This is a genomic window from Conexibacter sp. W3-3-2 (assembly GCF_009707605.1).
Lineage (GTDB): Bacteria > Actinomycetota > Thermoleophilia > Solirubrobacterales > Solirubrobacteraceae > Paraconexibacter > Paraconexibacter algicola.
In genome coordinates, this window is record NZ_WLYW01000001.1 from 4,325,745 (window position 1) to 4,340,019 (window position 14,275).

Genomic DNA, 14,275 nt, shown 5'->3' on the forward strand with positions numbered 1-14,275 from the left:
GATAGGGTCACGGCCCCATGCGCCTGCACCCGTCGGACACGCCCCTGCCCAAGCGCCTGCTGCGCAACGTCCGCACGATCACGATCGAGGCGCTGCTGTTCGTCGTCTGGACGGTGCTGCTGCCGCTGACGCTGCCGCTGGCGTTGCTCGTCGACCTCGTGCGCGGCCTCGTCCGCGGCACGCCGTGGACCGGGAGCCGCCTCGTGCTGATGGGCTGGTGGTTCCTGTTCGGGGAGATGCGGGGCCTCTCCGGGCTCGCCCTGACCTGGCTGCTCACCGGCGGCCCGTTCAGCCGCGACTCGCCGCGCCGCCGCGAGCGCACCTGGTTCCTGCAGTCGCAGTGGGCCGGCGGCCACATGGACGGGGTGCGCCGGATCTTCGGGCTGCGCGTCGAGATCGACGGGGCCGAGCTCATCGAGCCCGGCCCGTTCGTCGCGCTCGTGCGGCACGCGTCGATCATCGACAACGCGCTGCCCGCCGCGTTCGTGTCGCGCGGTCGCGGCCTGCAGCTGCGCTACGTGCTCAAGCACGAGCTGCAGGCGCTCCCGACGCTCGACTGGGGCGGCCACTGGGTGCCGACGTGCTTCGTGCGCCGGGCGACCGACGACGCGACGCAGGAGATCGCCAACGTCCGCTCGCTGGCCGAGGGGCTCGACGGCGAGCTCGAGGGCGCGCTGATCTTCCCCGAGGGCACGCGCTGGACGGCGCGCAAGCTCGCCGCCGTGCAGGAGAAGCTGCTGGCCTCCGACCCGGAGGTCGGCGCGCTCGCCGCCTCGCTGCGGTGGGTGCTGCCGCCGCGCCTGGGCGGGCCGATCGCGCTGCTCGACGAGGGGCGCCCGGCCGACGTGCTCGTCGTCGGCCACGTCGGCTTCGACGGCTTCGAGACGGTCGGCGACATCTGGTCCGGGCGCCTCGTCGGGCGCACCGTGCGGATCAAGATCTGGCGTCACGACGGCGCGACGGTGCCGACCGACCGCGACGGCCAGGTCCGCTGGCTCTACGCACGCTGGCAGGAGCTCGACGACTGGATCGACGAGCAGCGCCGCCTGGACCCCAGCTCGACGCTGGGCCCCAAGGCGGCGCGGGAGGCCGGCGTGGCGCAGCCCTCCAGGGGCTGAGCCACGCGGCCGGGGCTCACGGCTTGAACAGCTTCGACTTCTCGACGGTGCTCTTCACGCGGGCGTAGCCCGGGCGCAGGGAGCCGTCGAGGCGGGTCAGGCCGCTGTCGAAGCGGACCTCGTCGACGCAGCTGGTGCCGGTCCACTTGTAGATGTAGAGCCGGTCGACGTCCTTCTTGTAGTCGGTCGCCAGGCGGAACATCCAGCTGATCGCGCTGCTGGCGCGCGACTCGGCGCGCTGCACGCTCGAGGCGCTGGCGGGGTTGCAGGTGAACGAGCCGGTGTTGCCGATCTTCAGCACGCCGCCGGTCTCGGTCAGCCAGATCCGCGGGCTCTTGACGTACTTCTTGACGGTCGAGATGGCGTTCTTCGTGCCGCCGCGCTTCTTGCGGTTCGTGTCGGAGTAGTTGTGCACGCCGACGATCCGCGCGCGCTTGTCCCAGGTCGGGCTCAGGCGCGAGTAGAACCGCTTGATGAAGCTGCGCGTGTTGCCCAGCTGCGAGGAGGTCGAGCCGTCGAGGACGTCGAGCGCGACGATCCGGCAGCGGCTCGTGACCTTCGAGCCGCAGCGGTTGCTGTTGTCCAGCAGCCGCCACATCTCCTTGAAGAAGTCGGCGGTGCGGGCGGGGTTCTTGTAGGTCGGCTGGGTGCGGTCGTTGGCCTCGTTCCAGACGCCCCAGTCGCGCACGCCCTTGGGGTAGTAGCGCGAGACGAGGGCACCGACCTTCTTGCGGTAGGTCGCGGTGGAGGGCAGCTTCCCCTTGCCGATGGTGAAGTTGTCGGTCGAGATGTGCAGCAGCACCTCGACGCGGTTGGCGCGGGCCGTGTCGACGAACTGGTCGATCGCGCGGATCTGGTCGGGGTGGTCGATCGCGTCCCACTTCACGACGTGGCGGGTGCGCTTCATCTTGAGCGCCTGCCAGGCCGGGGCACCGAACATGTCGGTGTTCTGGTTGGCGATCCCGACGCGCACCGTGCTGCTGCTGGCGGACGCCGGGCCCGCGAGGGCCGTGCCGCCCGCGAGCGTCGCGAGCAGGGTGAGGATGAGGGTTCGGGAGAATCGTGGCATCACCGTTGTATCCCCGAAGTGCGCCAGAAGTAGCGCCTCGTGCCCCTTCTCACAGTCCTCTCACGGCGCGACGTTGCGGCGACGTTGCACGCAGCTGGCGCTTTGACGCTCAAGGTTGCATAGGCGTTCCGGACGGGCGTAGTGTCGCCCGCAGGGTCTGGAGAGTCTCGAACCAAGGAGTCGCGCGTGGGCACCACCACGAAGGTCGCAGTCGAGGTCACGGTCAACGGACAGCGCCGATCCCTGGAGGTGGAGCCGAGAGCGCTGCTCGTCCACGTCGTCCGCGAGGACCTCGGCCTCACCGGCACCCACGTGGGGTGCGACACCGGCAACTGCGGGGCCTGCACGCTGCACCTCGACGGGGAGTCGGTGAAGAGCTGCACGGTGCTCGCCGTCCAGGCCGACGGGGCACAGGTCACCACGATCGAGGGCCTCGGTCGCGAGGGGGGACCTCCACCCGCTGCAGGAGGCGTTCTGGGCCAAGCACGGCCTGCAGTGCGGCTACTGCACGCCCGGCATGATCATGGCCGCGGCCGACCTGCTGGAGCGCAATCCCGACCCGACCGAGGACGAGATCCGCACCGGTCTGGAGGGCAACCTCTGTCGCTGCACCGGCTACCACAACATCGTGGCCGCGGTGCAGGAGGCCGCCGCGACGAGGAACGGGGCCACGGCATGAGCCTCGTCGAGCAGTCCCACGCCGCCGGCGGGCACGTCGGCAGGCCGCTGCGCCGCAAGGAGGACCCGCGGCTCATCACCGGTCGCGCCACCTACGTCGACGACATGGTGCTCCCCGGCATGCTCCACGCCGTGCTGGTGCGCTCGCCCGAGGCGCACGCCAAGATCGTCTCGATCGACACCAGCGCCGCCGAGGCCCGTGACGACGTCGTCGCCGTGTTCACCGGCGAGGACCTCGCCGACCTCGCCTCCGCGCTGCCCTGTGCCTGGGCACCGGAGGGCGTCGAGCTGCGCCAGGTCGAGCACTGGCCGCTCGCCCGCGGCGAGGTCAAGCACGTCGGCGACCCGGTCGCGGTCGTCCTCTGCGAGGACCGCGGCGCCGCGTTCGACGCCGCCGAGGACGTGTTCGTCGAGTACGAGCCGCTCCCCGCGGTGACCGACGCGCGCGCCGCGCTGGCCGACGGCAGCCCGCTCGTCCACGAGTCCCTCGGCACGAACGAGAGCCACCAGTGGTCGCTCGGCGGCGGCGACCTCGAGGGCGGCTTCGCGGCCGCCGACGTCATCGTCGAGCGGACGGTCGAGAACCACCGCGTCTCGGGCGCGCCGATCGAGCCGCGCGGCCTGCTCGCCGACTACCGCGCCGGGCACCTGACGATCCACAGCTCCACCCAGGTGCCGCACTTCGTGCGCCTGTTCCTCGGCCTGATGCTCGGGATGAGCGAGGAGCGCATCCGGGTCGTCGCCCCCGAGGTCGGCGGCGGCTTCGGCGCGAAGCTGCAGATGACCGGGGAGGAGGCGCTCTGCTCCTGGGTCTCCCGCCGGCTGCAGCGGCCGGTCAAGTGGATCGAGACCCGCTCGGAGCACATGGCGACCTGCCACCACGGCCGCGCCCAGACCGCGGACTGCCGGATGGGCCTGACGAAGGACGGGAAGATCACCGCCTTCCACGTGAAGATCACGCAGGACCTCGGCGCGTACCTCATGCTCCTGACGCCGACGATCCCGTCGCTCGGCGCGTTCGTCATGAACGGCGTGTACGACATGCCGGCCGTCCACACGGACATCGTCGGCGCCTACACCAACACCTGCCCGACGGACGCGATCCGCGGCGCCGGGCGCCCCGAGGCCACCCACATGATCGAGGTCATGATGGACCAGGCCGCAGCCGAGCTCGGCATGGACCGGCTGGAGCTGCGCCGGAAGAACTTCATCCCCAAGGAGCGGTTCCCGGCGGAGACCGCGATCGGCATCGTCTACGACTCCGGCGACTACCACGCGTCGCTCGACAAGCTGCTCGAGCACGTCGACGTCGCCGCGATCGAGGCCGAGAAGGAGGAGCTGCGTGCGCAGGGCATCCTGCGCGGCATCGGGTTCTCCACCTACACGGAGATCTGCGGCCTCGCGCCGTCCCGCATCACCGGCCCCGCGGGCTTCGGCCTGCAGACCGGCCTGTGGGAGTCGGCGATCGTCCGCGTCACCGTCACCGGCGCCGTGACCGTCTACACCGGCACCTCCCCGCACGGACAGGGCCACGAGACGACGATGGCGCAGGTCGTCGCCGACCAGCTCGGCGTCGACCCCGAGAACGTCGAGATCCTCCACGGCGACACGGGCACCGGCGCGATGGGCCTCGGGACCTACGGCTCGCGGTCGACCGCGGTCGGCACCGAGTCGATCTCCCGGGCGGCGGCGAAGGTCGCCAAGAAGGTCCGCGAGATCGTCGCGCACACGCTCGAGGCCAGCCCCGACGACATCGTCGTCCAGGACGGCAAGTTCGTCGTGCAGGGCTCGCCCGACAAGGGCATGGCCCTCGCCGACGTGGCCGGCATGGCGCACGTCCGGCCCGAGCTACTGCCCGAGGGCATGGAGCCCGCGCTGGAGGAGTCCTCCTTCTACGACCCGGAGAACTTCGTCTTCCCGTTCGGCGCGCACGCGTGCATCGTCGACGTGGAGGCCGACACCGGGAAGGTGAAGGTCGTCCGCCACGTCGCGGTCGACGACTGCGGCCCGGCGATCAACCCGCTGCTCATCGACGGCCAGGTGCACGGCGGGATCGCGCAGGCGATCGGCCAGGCGCTCTACGAGCACGTCGCCTACGACGAGGACGGCCAGCTCGTGACGGGCACGTTCGTCGACTACGCGCTCCCGACCGCGGCGGAGCTCCCGTCGTTCGAGACCGACCGCACCGAGACGCCGTCCCCGGTCAACACGCTCGGCGTGAAGGGCATCGGGGAGGCGGGCACGATCGCTGCGACCCCGGCGATCCTCAACGCCGTCGTGGACGCCCTGCGGCCGACCGGCGTCACGTACCTGCAGATGCCGCTGTTCCCCGAGCGGATCTGGCGAGCCATGACCGACGCGAAGGGCGGTGCCGCATGATCCCCGCGGCGTTCGACTACACCCGGCCGAGCACGCTCGACGAGGCGCTCGGCGCGCTGCGCGACGGCGGCGAGGACGCGAAGCTCCTCGCGGGCGGGCACTCGCTCGTGCCGCTGATGAAGCTGCGGCTCGCCGCCCCGTCGCTGCTCGTCGACCTGCGCGACGTGCCCGGGCTCGGCGGCATCCAGCGCGAGAACGGCCACTGGCGGATCGGGGCGATGACCCGGCACGTCGAGCTCCAGAACGCCGACGAACTCGGCCTGCTGCAGCGGGTCGCGTCGCTGATCGCCGACCAGCAGGTCCGCAACCGCGGCACGATCGGCGGCTCGCTCGCCCACGGCGACTCGGCCTCGGACCTGCCGACCGCGCTCGTCGCGGCGGAGGGGACGGTCACCGCCACCGGCGCGGACGGCCCGCGGGAGATCGCCGCGGCCGACCTGTTCCAGGACTACCTCACGACCGCGCTGGACCCGGTGGAGGTGCTCACCGAGGTGCGCGTGCCCGCGCTCGACGGCTACGGCTGGGGGTACCGCAAGTTCACCCGCCGCGCCGAGGACTGGGCGATGGTCGGCGTCGTCGCCCTGGTCAAGCGCGGTGCCGACGGCAGCTGCGAGGACGTCCGCGTCGCGTTCACGAACATGGGCTCGACACCCCTGCGCGCCACCGCCACGGAGGCGGCGCTGCGCGGTGGCCCGCTCGACGAGGCGTCGATCGCCGCGGCCGCCGAGCAGGCCGCGGAGGGCACCGACCCGCCCGCCGACCGCAACGCGTCGGCCGACTACAAGCGCCACCTCGCGCGCGTGCTGACCCGGCAGGCGCTCACCGAGGCCGCGGGCCGCTGAGGGCCCCGGGCATGGACGGCGCCGACGGGGTCGCGGGCGCGCTCGCCGGCCAGGGGTACCTGGCCGACCGGGCGCTCGCGACCGCCGTCCACCTCGCCCGCACGCTGCGGCTGCCGCTGCTGCTGGAGGGCGAGGCGGGGGTCGGCAAGACCGAGGTGGCGCGGGCGCTCGCCGCCGCCACCGGCGCCGAGCTCGTGCGGCTGCAGTGCCACGAGGGCATCGACGTCCACCACGCGCTCTACGACTGGGACCACGCGCGGCAGCTGCTCGCCGTGCGCGCCGAGCAGGACGTCGACCTGTGGTCCGAGCGGTTCCTGCTGGAGCGGCCGCTGCTGCGGGCGCTGCGGGCGAGCGACGACGGGCCGGTGGTGCTGCTGGTCGACGAGGTCGACCGGGCCGACGACGCCTTCGAGGCGTTCCTGCTGGAGCTGCTCTCCGACCACGCGGTCTCGATCCCGGAGCTCGGCACCGTCCGCGCGGCGCAGCCGCCGACGGTGATCCTGACCTCCAACCGCACGCGCGAGCTGCACGACGCGCTGAAGCGCCGCTGCCTCTACCACTGGATCGACTACCCGACGCCCGAGCGGGAGCTCGAGGTCGTGCGCGTCCGGGCGCCCGAGGTCGCCGACGAGGTCGCGCAGCGGGTGTGCGCCGCGGTCGCGCGGCTGCGCGGCGAGGAGCTCTACAAGCTGCCCGGCGTGGGGGAGACGATCGCCTGGGCCCGGGCGCTCGGCGCCCTCGGGCCGGACGCGGCGCCCGACGACGCCCTGGGTGCCGTGCTGAAGGTCCGCGAGGATCTCGATCGCGTCCGCGCCCTGGGGGTGCTCGATGGGGCCTGACGGGCGCGTCGTCGCGCTCGCCGGCGCGCTGCGCGCCCGCGGCGTGCGCGTCGGCAGCGGCGAGGTCGTGACCGCGGTGCGCGCGCTCGGCGTGGTCGACGCCGGCTCCCGGGACGACGTGCGCCTGGCCCTGCGCGCCGTGCTCTGCGGCCGGCCCGGCGACCTGCCGGCCTTCGACGCCGCGTTCGCCGAGGTCTTCGGCGCCGCGGTGCCCGACGCCCGGATCGCCCCCGTCGACCTCGGCGGCGGCTCGACGCTCGCGCTGCCGCGCGTCGCGGTCCCGGACGCGCCGCCCGCGCCCCGGACCGCGGGGCTCGAGCCGGTCGTCGTGCCCGCGGCGTTCAGCGACGTCGAGCTGCTGCACGACAAGGACTTCGCCGACTACACCGACGCCGAGCGCGCCGCCGCGCGCACCGTCCTGCGCGAGCTCGCCCGGCGCGGTCCGACCCGTCTCGGACGCCGCACCCGCCCGTCCCACGGGCGCGGGCGTCCCGATCCGGCGGCGACGCTGCGGGCGGCGCTGCGCACCGGCGGGGAGCCGCTGCGGCTGGCGCGCCGCCGGCGCACCCCGGCTCCGCGGGCGCTCGTCCTCGTCCTCGACGTGTCGGGCTCGATGGCCCCGTACGCGCGGATGCTGCTCCAGTACGCGCAGGCCGCGGCGGCGGCCCGCTCGCGCGTGGAGGTGTTCGCGTTCGGCACGCGCCTGACGCGCCTGACGCTCGAGCTGCGCAGCAGCCGGGATCCCGACCGGGCGCTGGAGCGGGCCGCGGAGGCGGTCGACGACTGGGCGGGCGGCACCCGCATCGGCGCGTCCCTGGGCACGCTCAACCGCGAGCACGGCCGGCGGCTCGGGCGGGGCGCGGTCGTCGTACTGCTGTCCGACGGCTGGGACCGCGGAGAGCCCGAGCTGCTGGCCGCCGAGATGGCCCGGCTGCGCCGCAGCGCCCACCGGGTCGTGTGGCTCAACCCGCTGAAGGCGACGCCCGGCTACGCGCCGCTCGCCGCGGGGATGGCGGCCGCGCTCCCGCACACCGACCACTTCATCCCCGGGCACTCGCTCGGCTCCGTCGCGGAGCTCGCGGCGCTGCTGTCCGGCGGCCTGCACACGACCCCCGGAGGAGCATGAGGGACGTCATCGACCAGCTCGACGCCTGGACGGCGGACGGCCGCCGCAGCGCGGTCGCGACCGTGGTCAGCGTGAAGCGCTCGGCGCCACGCCCGCCCGGCGCGAAGATGGCGGTCGCCGACGACGGCGCGGTCGCCGGGGCGGTCAGCGGTGGCTGCGTCGAGGGCGCGGTCGTCGCCGTCGCCGAGGAGGTCCTGGCGGGCGGGCCGCCGCGGCTGCTGCACTTCGGGATCGCCGACGAGGAGGCGTGGGACGTCGGGCTGCCGTGCGGCGGCGAGATCGACGTCTGGGTCGGCACGCTGGACGACGCGCCCGGGCGCGCGTTCGCCCAGCTCGCCCGCGAGGACGGCCGTGGCGCGCTCGTCACCCGCCTGGACGACGGCGCCCACCTGCTCGTGCGCCCCGGGGCGCAGCGCCTCGGCGGGCTCGGCGACGCCGCGCTCGACGACGAGGCGGCGCTCGTCGCCGAGGAGCTGGCGTGGGCGGAGCGCAGCGAGCGCCGCACGCTCACGGGCGACGTCGAGGTCCTCGTCGACGTCACCGCGCCCGCGCCGCGCCTGATCATCTTCGGGGCGGTCGACCACTCCGCGGCGCTGTGCACGCTCGCCCGGGCGGCGCGCTGGCGCCCGTTCGTCGTCGACCCGCGCGGGCGCTTCGCGACCCGTGAGCGGTTCCCGGACGCGGAGGCGATCGTCGTCAAGTGGCCGGCCGAGGCGTTCGCGGAGCTCGGCGGGATCGACCGGGCGACGTCGATCGCGGTCCTCACGCACGACCCGAAGCTCGACGACGCGGCGCTGGAGATCGCGCTCGCCTCCGACGCGGGCTACATCGGGGCGATGGGCTCGCGTCGCGCGCAGGAGGCCCGGCGCGAGCGGCTGCTGGAGCGTGGCCTGACCGACGAGGACCTCGAGCGCATCAGCGCCCCGATCGGCCTGGACCTCGGGGGCGTGACCGCGGAGGAGACGGCGCTCTCGATCATGGCCGAGCTCGTCGCGGTCCGTCGCGGCCACCCGGGCGGTCGGCTGCGCGACGCGTCCGGTCGCATCCACGAGGTCGGCGCGTGAGGACCGGCGCGATCGTCCTGGCGGCGGGCGCGTCACGGCGCTTCGGCTCCCCGAAGCAGCTGGCCGAGCTCGACGGCCGGCCGCTGCTCGCCCACGTCCTCGACGCGGTCACCGCGGTCCCCGCGCTGGATCCCGTGATCCTCGTCCTCGGCGCCCATCACGAGCCGATCCGCGAGCGCGTGGATCCCGGTCGCGCGCAGGTGGCGCTGTGCCTGGGCTGGGAGGAGGGGATGGCCGCCTCGCTGCGCGCGGGGCTCGCCGCGGCGACCGCGGAGCACGACCTCGACGCCGTGCTCGTGGTGCTCGGCGACACGCCCCGCCTGGAGACCGACGTCGTCCGGGAGGTCCTCGCCGCCGCGCGCGCCGCGCCGCCCGCCGTCCCGGTCCGGGCGCTCTACGACGGGCGCCCGGGGCATCCGGTGGTCCTGCCCCGGCAGCTGTTCGCCGCGGTCGGCGAGCTCACCGGGGACGAGGGTGCCCGTGAGCTGCTGGACGGCGCGCCCGTCGTGCTGGTGGCCGCCGGAGGTCCCGGCGGCCTGGACGTCGACACCCCCGAGAGCCTGGAGGCCCTGCGATGAAGCTCGAGCAGTCGTTCACCGTGTCCGCGCCCGTCGAGACGGTCTGGGAGGCGCTCATCGACGTGGAGCGGGTCGCCCCCTGCATGCCCGGCGCGGAGGTGACCGAGGTCGTCGGCGACGGGTCGTTCAAGGGCGCGTTCGTCGTGAAGCTCGGCCCGACGACCGCGTCCTACGCCGGCACGCTGAAGATGGACGACGTCGACGCCGACGCGCACGTCGCGACGATGAGCGCGCGCGGCACCGACCGGCGCGGGCAGGGCGGGGCGAGCGCCACGATCGTGTCGCGTGTCGCGGAGGACCCGGACGGCGGCGGCACCCGCGTCGACGTGGACACCGACTTCACGATCACCGGGAAGCTCGCGCGGTTCGGGCGCGGCGGGATGATCCAGGACGTCGCGAACCGGATGCTCAAGGAGTTCGCCGCGAACCTCGAGGAGGAGGTGCAGGCGGGGACCCCGGCACCCGCGCCCGCCGCGGTCCCCGACCCCGGAGACTCCGAGCACCCAGCGACCTCGGTCGACCCGCTGGCGGTCGCGACCGATCCGGGGGCGGCTGCGGCCGCCGTCCCGGTCGGGGCGGACGCGCCGCCCGCCCCTCAGGCGCCGCCCGTCGCGGCCGCGCCGCGCGCGACGCGGGCGCCCGCGAAGCCGGTCTCGGGGTTCTCGCTCGTGCTCGGCGCGCTGCTCGACCGCCTGCGGCGCCTGTTCGGCCGGCGCGGCTGACCGGCGGCGCCGGGCTCAGCCGAGCAGCCGCAGGCCCGCGGTGATCCCGGCCGCGAGACCGACGCCGACGAGCACCGAGGCGCCACGCCAGAGCGCGACGCCGGCCACCGCCACGCCGGCCGTGTCCGCCCCGACGTGCAGGTCCCGTCCGTCGGCGAGCGCGCTCGCCACGATCAGCGCCGCGAGCAGGGCGGGGGCGAGCAGGACGACGACGCCGCGGAAGCGCGGCGGCAGGTCCCGCCCGCCGAACGCCACCGGCCCGACGCCCTTGATCAGCGCGGTGACGACGGTGCAGCCGGCGATCGTCGCCCAGGCGGTGCCGGTCACGGCCCGGCCTCCGCGGCGGTCGGGACCGGCGCCGTGCCGCGCGCGTCGCGCAGGCCGACGAGCGCGACGACGCTCGCGGCGAGCACCGGCACGCCCGGGGGCGTCAGCGGCACGAGCACCAGCGCGACGAGCGCCCCGGCCGCCGCGACGCGCGGGGCGCGCCCGCCGCCGTCGCGCTCCGCGCGCAGCTCCGCGATGAGGATCGCGAGGAAGAAGGCCGGGTAGATCGCGTCGAGCCCGAGCGCGGACGGGTCGCCCACGAGGTCGCCGCCGACGACGCCCGCGACCGCGCCCAGCGCCCAGGTCACGTACTGGACGCCGGAGCAGCCGAACAGGAACGCCCGGTCGAACGTCCCGTCGCCGCGGTTGGCCAGGGCCCACGAGGAGTCGACGACGGTCTGGCCCTGCGCCGCCCGCCACCAGGCGCGGCCGGGGAGCGAGGGGGCGAGCGCGACGCCCATCGGGAGGAATCGGGCGTTCATCAGCGCCGCCGCCCCGACCGCGGCGCCGACCCCGCCGCCCGCGGCGAGGATCGACACCGCCGCGAACTGCGCGGACCCGGCGAAGACCACGAGCGACATCACCACGGCGGCGACCGCCGGGAAGCCGGCGTCGCGGGCGAGGACCCCGAAGGACAGGGACAGCAGGAAGCCCGCGAGGGCGAACGGCACACCGGCACGGACGCCCGCCGCGAACGCGTCGTCGCGGGGAGGATCCTGGTCCGCCGGGTGGGCCACGCACGCCAGCGTTCCACCGCGACGGGGGGGCGCGCAACGAGCATCGCTGGGGACGGCCATCAGCGCCGCTGATGGTCGCCGCGGCGGCGCGCTGCTACCGTCAACGGCACGGAGGGCGCCGTCCTCCGCGAGGTTCTCCGTTCTGCGGGTGCTCCACGAGGAGCGTTTTCGGGTTCTGAGGCAGCCTCCCCGAAGACGCCGCGGCACCGACGCCGCGCGCAGAAGGAGCAGTACGACATGACCAGCTTCGCCGATCTCGGCATCTCCGAGACCGTCGCCCGCGCGCTCGACGGCGCGGGCATCACCAGCCCGTTCCCCGTCCAGGCCGCGGTCATCCCCGACGCCCTGGAGGGTGCGGACGTCCTCGTCCAGTCGCCCACCGGCTCGGGCAAGACGATCGCCTTCGGCCTGCCGCTCGTCGAGCGGATCGAGGCGACCGACCGCCGTGCCGCCGCGCTCGTGCTCGCCCCGACGCGCGAGCTCGCCACCCAGATCGTGGACGACCTGCTGCCGCTCGCGCACGCCCGTGCGCTCTCCGTCGCGGCCGTCTACGGCGGCGTCGGCATCGTCGCGCAGGCCAAGCGCGCCGCGAAGGCGCACATCATCGTCGCGACGCCGGGGCGCCTGATCGACCTGCTCGACCGCGGTGACGTCGACCTGCGCCACGTCCGCATCGCGGTGCTCGACGAGGCCGACCGGATGCTCGACATGGGCTTCAAGCCCGCGGTCGACCGGATCCTGCGCGAGGTCCCGTCCGACCGCCAGATGCTGTTCTTCAGCGCGACGCTCGACGGGGCGCCGCGCGCGTTCGCCGACGCGTTCACCCGCGACGCCCGTGAGCACAAGCTCGCGGCTCCCGTCTCGCAGCGCAGCGGGGAGATCGTGCACCGCTTCGTGGCGGTGCCGCACGAGGACAAGCTCGACCTCCTCGCGACGCTCCTGCATCGGGAGGAGCGCGGGCTGGCCGTCGTCTTCGTGCGCACCAAGCGCGGCGCCGACCGGCTCGTCAAGCGGCTCTCCCGCAGCGGCGTCAACGCGGTCGCGATGCACGGCGACAAGAGCCAGGGCCAGCGCGAGAAGGCGCTCGCGCGGTTCGAGGAGGGGACGGTCGACACGCTCGTCGCGACCGACGTCGCCGCACGCGGCCTCGACGTCCGCGACGTCACGCACGTGCTGAACTTCGACATCCCCGAGGACCGCGAGACCTACGTGCACCGCTCCGGTCGCACCGGTCGCGCCGGCCGTGAGGGCACGGCGATCACGCTCGTGTCGCCCGACCAGCACAAGGACATCGTCGCGATCGCCCGCGAGCTGCAGCTCGAGGACCAGCTGCGCGACGCCGGCATCACCGCCGCCAACGGCGGTCCGCCGCGCCCGAAGCCCCAGCGCGGCCAGCGCCCGGCGGGTGCCGGCGGCGGGCAGCGTCGCGGCGGCCAGGGCGGCGGCGGCGCGCGGCGGCCACGGCGCGGGCTCCGCGTCGGGCGGCAACGGCGGCGGCGGGGCGAAGAAGCGCTCCGGTCGCGGCGGCTCCGGTGGCGGCTCGGGCTCGGGGTCCGGTGGCGGCTCGGGGCGCAAGACGACCTTCTCGGGCGGCACGTTCGGCGCCGCCCCGGGCGGGCGCCGCGGCCGCTAGGCGCGCGTCGTCACCCGCCGACGCGCGGTCCGGCCGTCCGGGCCGCCGTCAGCGGTCGGCCCGCGCCCAGGCCTTGAGGTCCGGGAGCGGGTCGCGGGAGGCCCCGCCGGTGTACCAGCCCGGCGCGGTCCAGATCTCGAAGTGCAGGTGGCAGGCGGTCGCGTTGCCGGTGCGGCCGACCGCCCCGAACACCTCGCCGGTGGCGATCGTGTCGCCCTTGTCCTGGGTGACCGCGCGCTGCAGGTGCATGTACGCGTGGTCCTCGCCGCTCTCGGCCCCGCGGATCACGACGTAGTTGCCGGCGCGGCCGTCGGTCGCCTTGAAGACGACCTTGCCGCCCTCGGCGGCGGCCATCGGCACGCCGCAGCTCGCGAACACGTCGACGCCCTTGTGCGCCCCGCCGCGGTCGCCGTAGAAGGTGCCCTCGTCCCCGAACTTCCAGCTGCCCCGGATCGGGAACACGCGGCTGCCGGGGGCGACGGTCGCGGCGACCGGCTGCGGGTCGACCGTCGGCGCCGCGGCCCCGGTGGGGGTCGGAGCGGGCGCCAGCGTGCGGATCCGCCGGGCCTCCGAGCGCGTCACCCTGCCGTCGGCGCGGAGCTTCGCGCGGCGCTCCAGCGTTCGCACGGCCTTCACGGTCGCCGGCCCGAAGTCGCCGTCGGGCGTCACCTTCACGCCGTGGTCGATGAGGAACCGCTGCAGCCCGCGGACGTCGGTGCCGGTCAGGCCGCTGCGCAGCGTCCGCGAAGCGTAGGTGACGGTCCGCACCCGCGGGCGGGCGCGGCGGCGCATCTGCCGGGCCTGCTCGCGGTCGACGACCGCGTCCTCGGGCAGGCCCTCCTCGCGCTCGTAGCGGCGGACGGCGAGCTCGGTCTCGCGGCCGTAGCGGCCGTCACGGCCGACGGGGAGACCGAGCCGCTCGAGCCAGGCCTGCAGCTGCTCGACGTCGCGGCCCTGCGCGCCGGGGGCGAGCGGGCGCTCGCCGAGGTCGGCGGCGACGGCCGCTGAGGGGGCGAGAGCGCCCGCACAGGCGACCAGGGCGGCGGCGGGAAGGAGGGTACGAATCCGTCCGACGATGCGCATTGGATATCGCAACACGGCGTCGCGTGTCGAGCTGCGGTGCCGCGCAAGATCCTCTGCGGGGGCAGGATCTCCCGCATCGT

Annotated in this window: 13 protein-coding genes and 1 pseudogene; 10 read left to right on the forward strand and 4 right to left on the reverse strand. The window is 75.0% G+C overall.

The window, feature by feature from the left end:
• Nucleotides 1-17 precede the first annotated feature (17 nt).
• Nucleotides 18-1,118 (forward strand): 1-acyl-sn-glycerol-3-phosphate acyltransferase, encoded by a 1,101-nt coding sequence (locus GKE82_RS20755; protein ID WP_154734620.1) that lies wholly within the window; start codon nucleotides 18-20, stop codon nucleotides 1,116-1,118.
• Between the two features lie 16 nt (nucleotides 1,119-1,134).
• Here the strand turns inward: GKE82_RS20755 and GKE82_RS20760 are convergent, their stop codons facing one another.
• Nucleotides 1,135-2,187: a hypothetical protein gene (locus GKE82_RS20760; RefSeq protein WP_154734621.1), complete on the reverse strand. Its 1,053-nt coding sequence runs from the start codon at nucleotides 2,185-2,187 to the stop codon at nucleotides 1,135-1,137.
• 186 nt (nucleotides 2,188-2,373) lie between these two features.
• On the opposite strand from GKE82_RS20760, the pseudogene GKE82_RS31635 reads away from it, so the two are divergent.
• The 8 genes and pseudogenes from GKE82_RS31635 to GKE82_RS20800 all read left to right on the forward strand — a co-directional run bounded on the left by GKE82_RS31635 (nucleotide 2,374) and on the right by GKE82_RS20800 (nucleotide 10,415).
• A pseudogene (locus GKE82_RS31635) lies at nucleotides 2,374-2,866 on the forward strand ((2Fe-2S)-binding protein).
• The gene (locus tag GKE82_RS20770; RefSeq protein ID WP_154734622.1) at nucleotides 2,863-5,244 is read left to right on the forward strand and encodes a xanthine dehydrogenase family protein molybdopterin-binding subunit; all 2,382 of its coding nucleotides are present in this window, start codon (nucleotides 2,863-2,865) and stop codon (nucleotides 5,242-5,244) included. Before GKE82_RS31635 ends, GKE82_RS20770 begins: the two are co-directional and overlap by 4 nt.
• Nucleotides 5,241-6,086: a xanthine dehydrogenase family protein subunit M gene (locus GKE82_RS20775; RefSeq protein ID WP_107569016.1), complete on the forward strand. Its 846-nt coding sequence runs from the start codon at nucleotides 5,241-5,243 to the stop codon at nucleotides 6,084-6,086. Before GKE82_RS20770 ends, GKE82_RS20775 begins: the two co-directional genes overlap by 4 nt.
• An 11-nt stretch (nucleotides 6,087-6,097) precedes the next feature.
• The gene (locus GKE82_RS20780; RefSeq protein WP_154734623.1) at nucleotides 6,098-6,925 is read left to right on the forward strand and encodes a MoxR family ATPase; all 828 of its coding nucleotides are present in this window, start codon (nucleotides 6,098-6,100) and stop codon (nucleotides 6,923-6,925) included.
• Entirely contained in the window at nucleotides 6,915-8,051 is a 1,137-nt protein-coding gene (locus GKE82_RS20785) for a VWA domain-containing protein (RefSeq protein ID WP_154734624.1), read from the forward strand. The genes GKE82_RS20780 and GKE82_RS20785 overlap by 11 nt, the downstream gene beginning before the upstream one ends.
• Complete coding sequence (locus GKE82_RS20790; RefSeq protein ID WP_107569019.1) at nucleotides 8,048-9,115, forward strand: XdhC family protein; 1,068 nt, start codon at nucleotides 8,048-8,050, stop codon at nucleotides 9,113-9,115. Before GKE82_RS20785 ends, GKE82_RS20790 begins: the two co-directional genes overlap by 4 nt.
• Nucleotides 9,112-9,693: an NTP transferase domain-containing protein gene (locus tag GKE82_RS20795; RefSeq protein ID WP_154734625.1), complete on the forward strand. Its 582-nt coding sequence runs from the start codon at nucleotides 9,112-9,114 to the stop codon at nucleotides 9,691-9,693. Before GKE82_RS20790 ends, GKE82_RS20795 begins: the two co-directional genes overlap by 4 nt.
• Nucleotides 9,690-10,415, forward strand: coding sequence for an SRPBCC family protein (locus GKE82_RS20800; RefSeq protein ID WP_154734626.1), 726 nt, complete (start codon nucleotides 9,690-9,692; stop codon nucleotides 10,413-10,415). The genes GKE82_RS20795 and GKE82_RS20800 overlap by 4 nt, the downstream gene beginning before the upstream one ends.
• 15 nt (nucleotides 10,416-10,430) lie before the next feature.
• Here GKE82_RS20800 and GKE82_RS30995 read toward each other — a convergent pair whose 3' ends face one another.
• Both GKE82_RS30995 and GKE82_RS31000 read right to left on the reverse strand, forming a co-directional pair.
• Nucleotides 10,431-10,742 (reverse strand): AzlD domain-containing protein, encoded by a 312-nt coding sequence (locus tag GKE82_RS30995; protein ID WP_107569022.1) that lies wholly within the window; start codon nucleotides 10,740-10,742, stop codon nucleotides 10,431-10,433.
• A complete protein-coding gene (locus GKE82_RS31000) occupies nucleotides 10,739-11,479 on the reverse strand; it encodes an AzlC family ABC transporter permease (protein ID WP_309233733.1) in 741 nt (246 codons plus the stop codon). The genes GKE82_RS30995 and GKE82_RS31000 overlap by 4 nt, the downstream gene beginning before the upstream one ends.
• 237 nt (nucleotides 11,480-11,716) lie before the next feature.
• Between GKE82_RS31000 and GKE82_RS20815 the strand changes: the two genes are divergently transcribed.
• Nucleotides 11,717-13,189, forward strand: a complete 1,473-nt coding sequence (locus tag GKE82_RS20815) for a DEAD/DEAH box helicase (RefSeq protein ID WP_154734628.1) — start codon at nucleotides 11,717-11,719, stop codon at nucleotides 13,187-13,189.
• Here GKE82_RS20815 and GKE82_RS20820 read toward each other — a convergent pair.
• Complete coding sequence (locus GKE82_RS20820) at nucleotides 13,161-14,195, reverse strand: peptidoglycan-binding protein (RefSeq protein WP_154734629.1); 1,035 nt, start codon at nucleotides 14,193-14,195, stop codon at nucleotides 13,161-13,163. The two genes, GKE82_RS20815 and GKE82_RS20820, sit on opposite strands and share 29 nt — an antisense overlap.
• Between the last annotated feature and the right edge of the window lie 80 nt (nucleotides 14,196-14,275).